This is a genomic window from Streptomyces sp. NBC_00887, from assembly GCF_045207585.1.
Map to the genome: position 1 here is coordinate 65,440 of NZ_CP108790.1, position 14,160 is coordinate 79,599.

Sequence of the window (14,160 nt, forward strand, 5' to 3'; positions counted from 1 at the left end):
CTACAGCGGGAGGGTTGATCGCGACCTGCGGGAACGGTCGTCAGTCGGCGCCAGTGAGCGCAGGGCTCCGAGCTGCCGGCCCATCAGTTGGGGTCGTCGTCACCGAGGTCCCGGAGCTGCTCACGGCAGTTGTCGGCCCAGGTGGTGTTGCCGATCAGACGATAAAGCTCCAAGGCGCCCTGGAAACAGCGGCGGGCCTCCGAGTATTCGCCTCTGGCGCGCCGGAGATGGGCTACGCCCCACAGGGCGTTGGCCTGGCCGCGGCGGTCGCCGATGGCGCGGTAGAGATCAAGGGCCTGCCGGTAGGCCTCCAACGCCGGACCGTGCTCGTCCTGCATCCGGTGGGTGTCGGCGGTGCCGGTCAGGGCGTTGGCCTGGCCGCGGCGGTCGCCGATGGCGCGGTAGAGATCAAGGGCCTGCCGGTAGGCCTCCAACGCCGGACCGTGCTCGTCCTGCATCCGGTGGGTGTCGGCGGTGCCGGTCAGGGCGTTGGCCTGGCCGCGGCGGTCGCCGATGGCGCGGTAGAGATCAAGGGCCTGCCGGTAGGCCTCCAACGCCGGACCGTGCTCGTCCTGCATCCGGTGGGTGTCGGCGGTGCCGGTCAGGGCGTTGGCCTGGCCGCGGCGGTCGCCGATGGCGCGGTAGAGATCAAGGGCCTGCCGGTAGGCCTCCAACGCCGGACCGTGCTCGTCCTGCATCCGGTGGGTGTCGGCGGTGCCGGTCAGGGCGTTGGCCTGGCCGCGGCGGTCGCCGATGGCGCGGTAGAGATCAAGGGCCTGCCGGTAGGCCTCCAACGCCGGACCGTGCTCGTCCTGCATCCGGTGGGTGTCGGCGGTGCCGGTCAGGGCGTTGGCCTGGCCGCGGCGGTCGCCGATGGCGCGGTAGAGATCAAGGGCCTGCCGGTAGGCCTCCAACGCCGGACCGTGCTCGTCCTGCATCCGGTGGGTGTCGGCGGTGCCGGTCAGGGCGTTGGCCTGGCCGCGGCGGTCGCCGGCAGCCGTGGCGAACGAGAGCATGAAGTCCAGGAGTTCTCGGGCTTGCCCGTGCTGGTCGTTGAAGCGCAGCCACCGGGCCACTCTCTTACCCAGGGCGAGGGCCCCGGGCCACTGGTCCTGGTAGGCCGCGAGGGTCGCCGCCTCGAGCTCTGCGGACCGGATGCCAAGCCAGGACTGGGCGGCCCCGGGATCCGGGAAGGCCGTTACTTCCGGATGCTCGGCTCCGTCGTAGTCGATGCCGTACACGGCGATCTGAGCTGCGGTCAGCCGGTTGGAGAGATAATCGTAGAGGCGGGATCGGGAGTCTGGCCGCAAGGTGGCTGCTTCTGCTGCGGCCACGTCCTGTGCGTGTTCCCGGAAGAGGTCGTGAAACGAGAAGCGGCCGCCGTCGGACAGCAGGAGGTTGCGCTGCAGCAGCAGAGCGAGCCCGGTCGCAGCCCCGGGGCGGTCCGTCAAAGCGGTGATGGAGTCCTCGCCGAAATCCGGCCCCGGGTGCCAGGAGCAGTGCCGGAGCAGCCGTTGCAGGGCTTTCGAAAGGACCTTGTAGGAGGTTGTGAAGGCCATTTGTACGGCCTTGTAGCCGTCGGGGATGTACTGCAGGGGATGACCCTGGCGCATGTCCTTCAGCAGGCTGGCCGCAGGCATGTCCTGCAGCAGCGTGCCGACGGAGCGCAGCGCGACGGGGGTGTCGCAGCAGAGCATGGCGATCTCTGCCAACTCTTCGGGAGTGCCTTCAGCGGCCGTGCCTGCGCCGACTTCGCGGAGTAGCTCGACTGACTCGGTACGGTCGAGCCCGGCAGTGGGGAAGTACCGGTGGGCGTTGACGCCGTTGAGCCGGTCGCGGCTGGTGATCAGGACCAGCGAGGGGGAGGTCGGGCCGGGGAGCAGCGGCATGATCTGCTCGGCCTCCCGGGCGTTGTCGAGCAGTAGCAGCGCCCGTTTTCCCGACAGCCAGGACTTCCATTCCGTTTCCCGGGCGTTGGGGCTTTTGGGTATTTCTTGTGGCTGGTAGCCGATGCGCTGAAGATGCTCGGTGATGATCAGGTCGGGGTCTTGGGGGTCTCGGTCCTTGGTGTAGCCGTCCAGGGCAATCTCGAAGTGCGCGGCGTCGAAGTGATCCGTCAGCCGATCCGCCGCCTGGCGGATGATTTCGGTCTTTCCGGCGCCGCCCATGCCGTGGACGATGACCACGGCGGGCCCGCCACCCGCTTGCGCGGTTTCCTTGCCGAGCGAGACGATCTCGTCGAGCCATGCCTGACGGCCCACGAAGTCGGTGCGCGGGCTCTTGAGGGTGATCAGCCGGGGCAAGGTCGGGCCGGGGGAGCCCGGATCGGGGGACGGCGCCGCGCCGGTGTAGGCCACGTTGCGGGCCAGGACGATGCCCCACCCGCTGTTGCGGCTGCCCAGCTGAGGCTCGGCAAGCGGACGGCCGTCGTCCGTGCGTTTGCCCCGCAGTTGTGCCTGGAGATACGCGTGGGCCGTACCGAGATCGATCCATTCCCGGTGCTCGCCGCGCGGCGTCCCGTTTGCCTGGCCGGGGAAGGGGCCGGTGATGCCGTGGTGGAGCAGCTGTAGGAGCGGACCGGTGAAGGCGCTGTAGTCGCCGCGGGGCGGGCACCAGGCCTGCTCCTCCTCCGAGGCGGCCGTCAGCACCGCGACCCCCTCGCGCTCCGTCATGCCTGCCTCTGCCACCGTGTCCAGCGGCGCGGCCGGGGCCTGGCGGGTGCCAGAGGTCCCCGACATCCCGCCGGCGATGGCCCGGCCTCCGTAACAACAGTCCAGGACGACCAGCTTGCGCACGGCGCGAGACTGGAACACGGCCTGGCGGATGTCGTCGTACGAGATCCAGGTGAAGGGCCGGTCCGGGTGCGAGGCGGGCATCGCCAAGTGGAGCTTCTCAGCGCTGGCGGGGTCGTTCAGGCCGTGGCCCGCGTAATAGATCAGGAGTGTGTCCTCCGCCTCTTCGGCGGCCCGGTACAGCTCCTCCAGGAGCTCGTCTCGCCCGGCCGGTTGCAGCCGGTCCAGGCAGTGCTGCTCGGGCAGGCGCCATCCGCCGGGACTGGTGAGGAAGCGCTTGAGGTCGCGTACGTTGCCCTCGACGCCCCGCAGGTCGCCCAGGTGGCTGTAGCTGTGGGCGCCGATCAGCACGGCGCGGGAGGCGTCGTGGTCGGGAAGCATCAGCGGGCGTCTCCGGAGCCGGAGTCACTGTCCTGTCCGGAGTCGGACAGGGGGATGCCAGCCTCTCGTCCGGGCGGAAGGGTTCCCCGCTCGGCCAGTGTCCGGATGGCGTGCTCAAGGTCTTCCGGGGTGCCCGCGCTCACCGACACCGTCGCGCCGTTGACCGACAGCGTGACGTTGGTCGGTACGGGCGCGCTGCTGCCGCCCGCGTTCCGCCGGCTGTCCAGCCGGGCCGCGAGGGCCACGGCGAGGGAGCCGTACGCCGCGCCGTGTTCCAGCACGATGTTGAGCACAGCGAGGGCGTCCATGCCACCGCCCGTCTGCCGTGCCTGCCCGTCCAGCGCGAGGCGCCGGGTGGCAGGGTGCCGTCGCAGCGAGTCCCGCAGATACGGAAGCGCGGCCGGGTCGTCCGGGATGGAAATCCCAACTGCGACGGGTGCTGATGCCATGTGCTTCCCCCAGAGCAGGGCCTGCGCGAATGCCAGGCCGATCGTTCCGTGCACGGACAATCATCCTGCCAGCGGCGGGGCGTTGGCACACCACACTCAGAGCAGGGGAGGAGAAGGGTGTGGCGTGACCGTCAACGATCAGCTGTCCTTCGCTTGTGACGACAGCACGGCCCGAACGGTTGGCGCGACGCTGGTGGAAGACCAGAACGGTGTCGGCTGCGAGCATGTTTGCCTTCATCAGCTCGGCGAGCGGTCCATGGAGGACTACAGGTGTGGGCTCGGTGGTGACCTGTTCGCCGCTGCCGAGGGAGAGTGTGACGTGGATCGTGTCGTTACCGCCTCCGGCCACGTGATCTGCCGCAGCCGCCGGTCGGACAGCTCCGGAAACCAGCTCTTGATCAGCTTGGCCCAGTCGGCCTCCCGCATCGGCGGCCCGCCCGGGATGATCCCGGACGCCTCCGCCGGCTCCAGGTACTTCCTGATCGTCTTGCGGTCCGCCCCCAGCGACGGGCCAGCTCGCTCTTGGAGCGGCCCGTGTACCAGTGGACGTAGATCTCGGTGATGTCGACCACGACGAACGTTCTCCTTGCCATCCGGGCTGCCCATCGGCCATCCGAACCACAGGCCCAGGGCCGACCATGCGCCTCTGCGATGGCCAGGTCTCTCGATCCCGAACTCCGTCGTACGAATCTGAGATGCGGGGAAGCGCCGGTGAAGGGCCGACCTCCACTCGAATGACATTTCCCCGCTCGAAATGAATACGGGGTGTGCATGACAGGTAGCACTGCGCGTTCATGCGCCCCATTGATGTGATCTATGTCACCTATTATGTGATTGTCGCAGGTCAGGTGTCTATCCGTAACCGCCTGATCACTGAGCATGAGGAAACGTGCGGCTCACGCTTAACTCAGGAGGGTCACCCGATCGGTGTAGGGGGTGAAACAAGCCCTCGGAGCGCAACGACGTGCGCCGGGGCCCACCTGAAGAAGAGGAGGAGTCCGTGAGGCTTATCAGGGCCTGGTACGCGCCGACCGACGTTGGCGTCTACCGGTTGACCGTCGCAGACCACGGGACCTCTGGTTCCTGTGCCGTCCGCATCGCCTCGCAGGCTCGCGCGTTCCACAGCACCGCGCGCACCGCACCGAACACCCGCCCCTTGGTCGAGGGGGCCCGGTGAACGGCCCCTACGAGAGCCACGAGCTCGCCGAGCCCGGCGAGATCCCGGAGCCCTCCCGGAAGCAGATGGACTTCCAGGAGTTCATCCGCGAGCACAAGGCCGAGTTCATGCGCGTGGCCATGGGCCGCCTGCGCAACCTGCATGACGCCGACGAGGTCGTACAGATCGCGGCGGTGAAGATACACACCAAGTGGACGGTCATCGAAGCCCACGCCAACCCGCTCGCCCTCGCAATGACGATGGTGCGCACCATCGCCATCGATTACTACCGGCGTAGGGCCCGCCTGGCCGACCGCGAGATCCCCGTAGCGGGATCCGGACTGCCCCGCACACCCTCCGCTGACGACCTGCTGGAACTGCGCGGGTACGAACCGCTCGACCAGGCACGGGCCATCCTCGAGGAGCGGGCACCCAAGCAAGCCGAATGCGTCCGGCTGCGCTACCTCGAGGGCAAAAACGCCGCGGAGATCGCCGAACGCCTCGGCATCACGCCTGGCGCCGCCAAGGCCAACATCTCGCTCGGACTCAAAGCCCTGCACGCCCTCATGGATCTCCCCGAACTGGGGAAGGGAGGAGATTCCTGATGCTCGAAGAAGCCCTGCGCGCCGAAGCGCAGGTATTGCACGACATGCTCAGCACTCACGACACCGACGACTTCATGCGACGGCTCCTCGCACGAATCGAACAGACACCCGCCCGCCCGCAGCGGGTCCAGGCCGGCCTTCCCGACTCCGCGGCAGCGCCCCCTTCCTTCGACACGCAGCCACACCGCTCCACCCGCCCCGCGACAAGGCGAGGCCCTCGGCGACGCCCCACCCCCTTCACCATTTCAGACCCCGCGGACCGGCCTGCCGCCTCCCTCGACCACGTCCGACGGCTATGCGAGACAGTCCTGTGCGCGGACGACGTCACCGCACTCATGGAGGCCTTCGACCACGACTACGACGCCACCGGCGCCTGCGCCTTCGCTTGCCTCCTTTACATCCTCGACCGGAAGGACAGCGCCCTGTACTGGTGGGGCTACGCCGCCGGCGCCGACCACGCGCTCTCCGCCCACGTCCTCGCCGTCTACCACGCGGCGACGGGCCCGCTCCCCGCGGCACGCGCCTGGTGCGCGTACTCCCGATACCTCGGCTACAGGGCCGACCAGCACCTGCCCGAACCTCTACGCCTGTCAGCCGCCCCCTCGATCTGGCAACCGGCACACGCCGCACCCGTCGACCAGGACCTCGTCAAGCACTTCGTGGCCGGCAACCACCTGCCCGAAGCACTCGCCAGGTAGCCAAGCGGAATCAGGAGCGGCGTCTCCCCTCCACGGAAAACGCCGCTCCGCGCTCCCCTTGCGCCACGGCGGTCTGTCGGACCCCTTCATGCAGCTAGAAGGCTGGCGCTCGCCCGCCGGCGCGCGGAGCTGCGCGCAACCAGTTGCCACTCTTAGGCCTGTAACTCGCCCGGTGCCGCCGTGTGCCGCGGTGGTGTGCGTATCGCCAGCCCACCCCTGGACATGCCTGATGCGCGCCTTGCAGCGCCGGCCGCTTCTCTATGACGGGCGGGCTTGGTGGCTGACGCCGCTGGACAACTGAGTGCATCGACCTGATGCGCAATTTGCGCAGTGCTCGTGGTGGCGGTCGTTGCGCATGGATGAGTGGCTGGACGGTGCCAAGTCTGCGCGATCTCGGGTGTTCTACGAACAGGTAAGACTCCGGCAAGGTGAAGCAGCTCGCGATCTGAGCTGCTTTCAGCAGCCTCGGGCCTTTCCCGTTCGGGTCTGCTCTGTTCGGCCCGGAGAGCGCCACACGGCGCCTTTTGTGGTTCGTGAGCCACACAGCGCCCGTGATTTCCAGTGGACTTGCGGGGCTTACCCCGTGGTGCTCCATGGTGCTGCCCCACGCGAGATTTCGCGGTTGTCCTGTCTGGACACCCGCCTCGCCATCGAAGGGGTGAAGGGCCGTTCCCGGCCTCAACCTCCCGTACCGAAACCGATCCCGAGGGGGACCCTGATGACCACCGCTCCGCAGAACCCGCAGCCGCCCGCTGGCACGCCTGCCCCGGTGGCCGAGCCCACTGGCGACCGTCAGCCGTGGGTGGTGCCGGTGGTGGTGATCGCTGTAGTGGTCGCGCTCATGGCGTGCGTGTTCGGGGCTTTCCTCGTTCACGCCTATCCCGTGCTCAAGGAGCCGATCGGGACGGCCCTAGGTATCGCGACTCTCGCTGGCCTGGTGGTGAGCACCACTGTGGTCCTGATCCGACGACTTTGACCATGGCGCCCGGGCCGTGGCACGTTCGCCCGGCCGGTCAGTGGCGTTTGCCAGGCACCTGGCTGAACCGGTGTAACCCGCTTGTGGTCTCCCGATACCAACGAGCCGGCGGCGTCGCCCCGGGGCGACGCCGCCGGCCCGCGCAGTCCACTAGTTCGCTGCTGAAGGTCTGCGCGTCCCGGGCGGCCGATCGTCGTTGGAAGGGATATGACAGCGAAAGCACGGCGTATGCCCGACGACTTCTCCGATGACGTTCTTGCCAGCTGCCCTGGCATGGCTGCGCGGGATCAGGAGTTGTTGCGGGCTGCGGTCCGCGAGGCGCTCGAGGGACATCCGGCGGGGGAATGGACCGTCAGGTTCGCCGACGTGATCATCGACAACCGCGACGAGCCCTTCGCGAAGCCCTTCTTCGACCGGTCGGTGGCCCGGGGGATGAGGGAAGCGTTTGGGGAGGACCCGCGCTGCTGAGGAGCCCGCAGGAGCGCCGAACGAGCGGCGGGCACCGCGTGCCTGTTCGTTCTCGTGTGCGACATCCGTGTCGTGTGTTCGAAAAGTGAGTCTGGGGCCCTGTTACCTGGCAGGTGACGCCCTGCCCGGCTGTGCGCCGAAGGTTGGGCTGGTTGTGCGCCGGGGTACGCAAGCGGTTGCTGCCGATCACTGCTGGGTGGGTGCAGCTCTCATCGAATGTCGCGTTCATGTCGATATCCATCGATTGACCGATGCAGGCGATGGTTACGGAAATGTCCGCAGTTGGTTACCGGGGTCGGTTCGGTCTGCCGAGGCGCCGGTCGGGGCCGCAGAGTGTGTGTTCTCGGCCCACGACGGGTCGGGAACTCGTACCGCCCCTGGGGTCTTGAACTGGGCCCAGGGCATTGTGATTGAGGGGACATCACCTATGTCTGCTTCTTCGACTGCCCGCCGCGCAGCCGCTACCGTCCTTGCGGCCGGTGCCGTTGTCTCAGCCATCGCGCTGCCGGCCTCCGCCGACGACGGCGACCGCCACCGCCACGGCCCCCGCGTCGTGATCAGTGACGTGCAGGCCGACAGCCCGGGCCGTGACAACCGCAGCAACCGGTCGCTGAACGCCGAGTGGGTCGAGATCACCAACCAGAGCCGCCGCGCGGTCAACCTGGACGGCTGGACCCTGCGCGACGAGGACGGTAACCGCTACCGCTTCGACGACGTCCGCCTCGCCGGACGTACCACCGTCCGCGTCCACACCGGCATCGGCCGCGACACCCGCACCGACCTCTTCCAGGACCGCCGCTCCTACGTCTGGGACAACTACTCCGACACCGCCGTCCTGCGCAACGACCGCGGCCGCACCGTCGACACCGACTCCTGGGGCCGCAACCACCACCGCCGCTGATCAACGCCACGGCGGGCTGAAAGCCGGCTCCTGCCTGCTGGACCCCACGAGGGGTGAAGGCAGGTAAGTGGCCCGCCGGAGCGGGATCCATCCTCATCATCAACTGCCCGCACCGTTCGTCCGGTGCGGGCAGTTCGGCCGTCATGCCGACCACCGGCGCAGCCGGGACCGAGCACGACCGTGATCGGTCGAACTTCGCCCGTCGGCATCCGCTGTTCGTTGGGCCGTCTATTGCGGTGCGGGTGTCTGGCCGGAGACGGCGACTCCTGCCTGGCGGAAGTCCTCCAGTGTCGAGGCTGTCGTGTCCGGGGCTACGCCGACCGAGTAGTCCAGGAGTACGCGGGCGCGGAACCCGGCCTTGACGGCGTCCAGCGCGGTCGCGCGCACGCAGTGGTCGGTGGCGATGCCCACCACGTCGACGTCTTCCACGCCGCGGTCGCGCAGCCAGTTGGCCAGGGGTGTGCCGTGTTCGTCGGCGCCTTCGAAGCCGCTCTTGGAGGCGCTGTGAGCGCCCTTGAAGAAGACGGCGTCCACCTTGCCGCTGTTGGCTGTGGGCGCGAAGTTGGGGTGGAACTCGCCGCCCTCGTTCCCGGCTACGCAGTGGACGGGGAAGCTGTCCTTGAAGTCGGGGTTCTTCGAGAAGTGGCTCCCCGGGTCGATGTGGTGGTCCCGGGTCGCGACGATGCACTGGTAGTCGCCACCCGCCTTGCGTTCCACCAGATCGGCGACGGCGGTAGCGATCCGTGCGCCTCCGGAGACGGGGACACTGCCTCCCTCGCAGAAGTCGTTCTGTACATCCACGACGATCAAGCCTCGGCTCATCACACACGCCTCTCAGGTCATACGGAGCAAACGGGAACACGTCTGCGCCGGGGTGACGAAGCCATTGGGCTCAGGCCCCCGGCGCGGGGACAGTTACGGGGCGGGGGTGTAGGAGACGATGCTGTCCTCGCAGGGCCCCTCGGCGAACACCTTCAGCGCCTCGAGCTCGGCAGCATCGGCGGACAGCTGCCAGCGCAGCTTGGTGGACACCCATTCCCCCACATACCGGCACTGCGCTGCCGGGGCCGGCGGCAGCCACTGGGCCGGGTCCTGGTCGGACTTCTGACGGTTCGTGCGAGCGGTCACTGCGACCAGCGACGTCGCCGCACCCTGGTCGTTCGCGTACGCCTCACGCCGGGCGGCCGTCCAGGCCGAGGCACCGGAGTCCCAGGCTTCGGCCAGCGGAACCATGTGGTCGATGTCCAGGGCGCCGGGATCAACGACCTCCTGGCCGTCGTAATACGACCACCACGTGCCGCCGGTCAGCTTGCACCCGGCCGCCACCGCGGGCGCCGTGGTCGCTTCAGCGATCAGGACCTCGTTGCGGGTGTTGCAGCCATCAGCCAGATCACCGGAGTTCCAGTGCTTGAAAGACGAGCGGGTGTAACCGGTACGGTCCTCAGCGACGACCGTGACCAGGCCGACGGCATCGGCGAGCGTGGTCACCTCAGAAGCCCGCACCCCTGCGGGAGACTGGGCGGCCTGTGCCGGAGCGGAAGCGACGAGTGGAACGAGAGCGAGGGAAAGCGCGCCGAAGCCGCGCAAACAGTTCTTGATCACCACCGCGTTCTACCGGCCGCACCACCCCAGGCCGATACCCGGCAGCGATCTCTCACCCACACGGGCGTCGACATTCACCGCAGGAACGGTTCACTACCGGACCCGCAGCCCATCCGGTGGGCGCAGCAGGCTGGCGGCCCGCGGCGTCGGCGCGCACTTGACCCTGATGCCGCCGTCACGGGGCGCCGCCTGCGCCGTGCCAGCGTGGTGATCGGCTGGCCCCTTCCCGTGGAGGCGAGGACGTGAACATGCACGCGGGCGGCGGCTACCGTCCCGGGGGCAACGGCATGCGCTGCTTGGTGTGTTCGTCCACGGCGATGATGAGCGCACTCTGAGCGGCGACGGAGCGTCCGTGATCGTCGTCGTCCAGGGCGGCCAGGACGTTGGCGGCTGCCTCGCGCACCCGGTGGGGTACTTCTTCCTCGGCGGCGATCTTGTAGGCGTCGCTGCGGCGCGCAGCGCGTTCCTCAGGGGTGACGCCATGGGGCCCGGTGCGGGGGAAGACCGCGGCTTCGTAGTTGGAGACGATCAGCAGGACGTACTGGGCGACGCCTTCGGCGTAGCCGCGCGCCATCACTGCTGTCCGGGCACGCTCGTAGGCGGCCGTGGCGCGCCGCCGTACGAAGAACGAGCCGAGGGCAGTTCCGGCCCCCATGCTGAGCCCCAAGATGAGGGCGGCGAGCGTGCCGTCGAGGATGAGACCCACCAGCGCGCCCGCCGCGGTGGCCAGGCAGGTTATGCCGCTGGTGACCAACAGGAGGGCGCGGGCGGGCGTCACGGGGCTCATGCGGTGCAGTCTGCCAGCAGGGATGCTCGCCACGGGGGACCATCCCCGCGGGCGGGAAGCACTCGACGCGGACGCCGGGTACGGGCAGATCATCGGATCATCCCCGCGGGCGCGGGGAGCACTTCACGCAGGTCCACGATCATCTCCCCCGCCTCGCCGTAGATGCGGAGGGTACCAACGTCTGAAGCAGCCCATCGGGTCCCTGGCCTGCCCTGACACCAGTCAGCCGTTCTTGGGCTTCCGAAGCCGCCGCCAGCAGATGAGGCTGCAGGCGAGGGAGACGAAGGCGTCGTGGAGGTCGGTGCGGCATTCCCAGCGGACGGCCAGGCGCTTGAAGTGGTGGAGCAGAGCAAAGGTCTGCTCGACAACGTAGCGGAGCTTGCCCAAGCCCTTGATGTTCGGTGATCCCTTGCGGGAGATGATGGGCAGGATCCGCCGGTGACGGAGCTCGTCGCGGTGGGCGTTGGCGTCGTATCCCTTGTCGCCAAGCAGAGCTTCAGGTCTGCGGCGGGGCTGGCCTGGGCGGCCCGCGACGGGCGGGATGCCGTCGACCAAGGGGAGCGTCTGGGTGACGTCGTTGACGTTGGCCGCGGTCGTGATGACCTTGAGCGGGGTGCCATGTCTATCGCAGATCAGGTGGTGTTTTACTGCTCGTCTTCCGCCGGTCGACCGGCGACGGGCCGGTATCGGATTCCCCTTTTCGCGCGGATGTGGGAACCATCCACGCACGCCCGTGACCAGTCGAGTTCGCCGGCGGCGTTCAGCTCTGCAAGCAGAACCCGGTGCAGCCGGTCGAAGACTCCTGCTTTCTGCCGCCGGTCCAGGCGACGCCAACAGGTCTGCCCCTAGTGACCTGAGTCAGAGATTCGGTGGCAGTAGGCGGCGACTTTGTCGAGGATTTCGTCGGCCGTCTTGGTCCAGATGAAGGGCCTGGGTTGGTCGTTCCAGTCGGCCAGCCAGGCCCGGACGTCACGTTCGAGGGCCTGGACGGAGCGGTGTACTCCGCGCTTAAGCTTCTTCTGTGTGAGTTCGGCGAACCACCGCTCGACCAGGTTCAGCCACGACGCGCTGGTAGGTGTGAAGTGCAGGTGGAAGCGCGGGTGTGCCAGCAGCCACTTCTTGATCTCGGGCGTCTTGTGCGTCGCGTAGTTGTCGAGGATCAGGTGGACCTGAAGGCCGGCCGGGACTTCCCTGTCGAGCTTGGCCAGGAACTTCTTGAACTCGACGGCCCGGTGGCGGCGGTGGAGCGACCCGATCACCTTGCCCGTCGCGACTTCCAGGGCGGCGAAGAGAGTGGTGGTGCCGGCGCGGATGTAGTCGTGACTTCGGCGCTCGGGAACCCCGGGCATCATCGGCAGGACCGGCTGGGACCGGTCCAGGGCCTGGATCTGCGACTTCTCGTCCACGCAGAGAACCAGAGCCTTCTCCGGCGGGTCGAGATAGAGGCCGACGACATCGCGGACCTTATCGATGAAGAACGGATCGGTGGAGAGCTTGTAGGTCTGCGAGCGGTGCGGGGCCAGAGCGAACGCCCGCCAGATCCTGGATACCGTCGACTGCGACATGCCCGTCGCGGCGGCCATCGAGCGCGTCGACCAGTGCGTCGCGTTCTTCGGCGTCTCCTCGAGCGTTCTGACGATCACTCGTTCCACATCCGCGTCGGTAATCTTCCGCGGGACACCCGGCCTGGGCTCGTCACACAAGCCGTCCAAGCCGTTCTCCAGGAAGCGCCGCCGCCAGGTGCGGACGGTGTCCGGCGCAACCCGCAGCCGACGGGACACCTCCATGATCGAGTGGCCGTCCGCGCACTCCAGCACGATCCGTGACCGCTGAGCCAGCGCCTGCGCGGTCGTCCGCCGACGCACCCAGCCCTCCAGCACAGCCCGTTGAGCATCGGTCAGTGACAGCGGCGGAATCTTCGGCCCCGGACGACTCATAGCCAACTAACGCCAAACCTCTGACTCAGGTCACTAGGAGCTCTCTTACGGATCACTTGGTGAAGGTTCGATCCTCGGGCCTGCTGGTGCTGGTGGGCCTGCTGCCTGCGACGATGCGCTTGTGAGTTATGACCTTGCGGTATGGGACGGCGACCGTCCACTCGATGACCGCCGAGCGTGCTTGACCTACGACGAACTCTACGAGCGCTACCTGGAGTCGGACTCGTCGTCCCTCCAGCGCCACGCATCGTGGCGTATGTGGAAGCGCTCGTCGCGCGATATCCGGACGACGTCGATCGCAGTGTCGTATGGGCGTCCCCGCCGGTCATCGAGGAGGCATCGGGCCCGATCGTGTACTTGCTCGTGTCCCATGGCAAAGCGGAAGAAGTGTCCGAGTACGCCGCTACGCTCGCTCGCGAACACGGGCTCGTCTGCTTCGATCCGCAGGGAGAATGCCTCCGGCCGTGATCTGCTTGTTCGTTCAGCGGGCAGACCAGAGGACGATGCCCGCGATGAGGAGGCCGGCGCGGTAGACCGTGGCGGTCTTCTCGTAGCGGGTGGCGATGCCGCGCCACTGCTTCAGCCGGTTGATACACCGCTCGACCGTGTTGCGTTGCTTGTACGTCTCACGGTCGAAGGCGGGTGGGCGACCGCCGAGGCTGCCTCGACGCAGGCGGTGGCCCCGTTGGTCCGCCGGAACCGGAATCACCGCCCGGATGCCGCGCTTGCTCAGGTGGTCACGAATGGCGCGTGAGGAGTACGCCTTATCGGCAAGCGCTACGGTCGGCCTGGTGCGAGGTCGCCCGCGTCGGCGCGGGACACGTAGGTGGCCCATCACGTCCGCGAAGGCGGGTGCGTCACCGGCCTGTCCGGCGGTGGGCACGAAGGCCAGCGGCCGACAGTTGTTGTCGGCGGCGAGGTGAATCTTCGTAGTCAGCCCGCCGCGGGAGCGGCCTATGGCATGGTCGCCGGGCTCCTCGGCCGAGGCCCCCTTTTGCGAGCCCCGGCCGCGTGCTGGTGAACGCGCACGATCGTGGAGTCAACCGCTACGACCCAGTCCAGGTCGCCGTCCGCATCGGCCTGGGTGAGGAGCGCGGTGATACGCACGCTCCCAAGTGCCATCGATGGCCCAGTTCCTCAGCCTCGTATAGACGCCCTTCCACGAGCCGTACTCGGCGGGCAAATGCACCCACTGAGCCCCGGTCCGGAACTTCCAGGCGATCGCATCGATCACCTGTCGATGATCACGCCACCGCCCACACCGACCATTGCTCACCGGCAGGAACGGCCGCAGCCGCTCCCATTCGGCGTCCGCAGATCGCCACGCTCTCCCCGCCCCATAACCGGCTACAACGGTCCCTCTGGACGCGTCGCCCACTTGGCCCGATCCAGGATCAGCCGCTACCAC

The 14,160-nt window shown here is 68.1% G+C and carries 13 protein-coding genes and 1 pseudogene; 5 read left to right on the forward strand and 9 right to left on the reverse strand.

The features are described from left to right. Window positions 1-83: 83 nt before the first annotated feature. Entirely contained in the window at window positions 84-3,173 is a 3,090-nt protein-coding gene (locus OG844_RS46615) for a caspase, EACC1-associated type (RefSeq protein WP_331734818.1), read from the reverse strand. After that, window positions 3,173-3,676, reverse strand: coding sequence for an effector-associated constant component EACC1 (locus tag OG844_RS46620; RefSeq protein WP_331734884.1), 504 nt, complete (start codon window positions 3,674-3,676; stop codon window positions 3,173-3,175). The genes OG844_RS46615 and OG844_RS46620 overlap by 1 nt, the downstream gene beginning before the upstream one ends. 1,119 nt (window positions 3,677-4,795) lie before the next feature. On the opposite strand from OG844_RS46620, the gene OG844_RS46625 reads away from it, so the two are divergent. The 5 genes from OG844_RS46625 (at window position 4,796) to OG844_RS46645 (ending at window position 8,426) form a co-directional block, all read left to right on the forward strand. After that, window positions 4,796-5,383 (forward strand): RNA polymerase sigma factor, encoded by a 588-nt coding sequence (locus tag OG844_RS46625; protein WP_331734820.1) that lies wholly within the window; start codon window positions 4,796-4,798, stop codon window positions 5,381-5,383. Beyond that, window positions 5,383-6,081: a hypothetical protein gene (locus OG844_RS46630; RefSeq protein ID WP_331734822.1), complete on the forward strand. Its 699-nt coding sequence runs from the start codon at window positions 5,383-5,385 to the stop codon at window positions 6,079-6,081. The genes OG844_RS46625 and OG844_RS46630 overlap by 1 nt, the downstream gene beginning before the upstream one ends. Window positions 6,082-6,799: 718 nt before the next feature. Beyond that, window positions 6,800-7,057: a hypothetical protein gene (locus tag OG844_RS46635; protein WP_331734824.1), complete on the forward strand. Its 258-nt coding sequence runs from the start codon at window positions 6,800-6,802 to the stop codon at window positions 7,055-7,057. 228 nt (window positions 7,058-7,285) lie between these two features. Next, entirely contained in the window at window positions 7,286-7,525 is a 240-nt protein-coding gene (locus OG844_RS46640) for a hypothetical protein (protein ID WP_331734827.1), read from the forward strand. A 427-nt stretch (window positions 7,526-7,952) separates the two neighbouring features. Further along, on the forward strand, window positions 7,953-8,426 hold the full coding sequence (locus tag OG844_RS46645) for a lamin tail domain-containing protein (protein WP_331734830.1): 474 nt from the start codon (window positions 7,953-7,955) through the stop codon (window positions 8,424-8,426). 228 nt (window positions 8,427-8,654) lie between these two features. Here OG844_RS46645 and OG844_RS46650 read toward each other — a convergent pair whose 3' ends face one another. The 7 genes and pseudogenes from OG844_RS46650 to OG844_RS46680 all read right to left on the reverse strand — a co-directional run bounded on the left by OG844_RS46650 (window position 8,655) and on the right by OG844_RS46680 (window position 14,160). Continuing rightward, window positions 8,655-9,248 (reverse strand): isochorismatase family protein, encoded by a 594-nt coding sequence (locus tag OG844_RS46650; RefSeq protein WP_331734833.1) that lies wholly within the window; start codon window positions 9,246-9,248, stop codon window positions 8,655-8,657. Between the two features lie 93 nt (window positions 9,249-9,341). Next, window positions 9,342-10,028 carry an HNH endonuclease family protein gene (locus OG844_RS46655; protein WP_331734886.1) on the reverse strand — a complete coding sequence of 229 codons (687 nt, stop codon included), beginning with the start codon at window positions 10,026-10,028 and terminating at the stop codon, window positions 9,342-9,344. A 265-nt stretch (window positions 10,029-10,293) separates the two neighbouring features. After that, entirely contained in the window at window positions 10,294-10,815 is a 522-nt protein-coding gene (locus OG844_RS46660; RefSeq protein ID WP_331734836.1) for a hypothetical protein, read from the reverse strand. Window positions 10,816-11,037: 222 nt separating this feature from the next. Beyond that, on the reverse strand, window positions 11,038-11,544 hold the full coding sequence (locus OG844_RS46665) for an IS5 family transposase (RefSeq protein ID WP_331734838.1): 507 nt from the start codon (window positions 11,542-11,544) through the stop codon (window positions 11,038-11,040). Window positions 11,545-11,660: 116 nt separating this feature from the next. Continuing rightward, on the reverse strand, window positions 11,661-12,752 hold the full coding sequence (locus OG844_RS46670) for an IS630 family transposase (protein ID WP_331734840.1): 1,092 nt from the start codon (window positions 12,750-12,752) through the stop codon (window positions 11,661-11,663). 481 nt (window positions 12,753-13,233) lie between these two features. Continuing rightward, a pseudogene (locus tag OG844_RS46675) lies at window positions 13,234-13,740 on the reverse strand (IS5 family transposase); the annotation flags it as partial. 51 nt (window positions 13,741-13,791) lie between these two features. Then, complete coding sequence (locus OG844_RS46680) at window positions 13,792-14,160, reverse strand: transposase (RefSeq protein WP_406396525.1); 369 nt, start codon at window positions 14,158-14,160, stop codon at window positions 13,792-13,794.

Coding starts and splice junctions, on each gene's coding strand:
- OG844_RS46640 (WP_331734827.1), top strand. CDS start 7,286: ATGCCCGACGACTTCTCCGATGACGTTCTTGCCAGCTGCCCTGGCATG.
- OG844_RS46650 (WP_331734833.1), bottom strand. CDS start 9,248: ATGAGCCGAGGCTTGATCGTCGTGGATGTACAGAACGACTTCTGCGAG.
- OG844_RS46635 (WP_331734824.1), top strand. CDS start 6,800: ATGACCACCGCTCCGCAGAACCCGCAGCCGCCCGCTGGCACGCCTGCC.
- OG844_RS46630 (WP_331734822.1), top strand. CDS start 5,383: ATGCTCGAAGAAGCCCTGCGCGCCGAAGCGCAGGTATTGCACGACATG.
- OG844_RS46660 (WP_331734836.1), bottom strand. CDS start 10,815: ATGAGCCCCGTGACGCCCGCCCGCGCCCTCCTGTTGGTCACCAGCGGC.
- OG844_RS46670 (WP_331734840.1), bottom strand. CDS start 12,752: ATGAGTCGTCCGGGGCCGAAGATTCCGCCGCTGTCACTGACCGATGCT.
- OG844_RS46645 (WP_331734830.1), top strand. CDS start 7,953: ATGTCTGCTTCTTCGACTGCCCGCCGCGCAGCCGCTACCGTCCTTGCG.
- OG844_RS46615 (WP_331734818.1), bottom strand. CDS start 3,173: ATGCTTCCCGACCACGACGCCTCCCGCGCCGTGCTGATCGGCGCCCAC.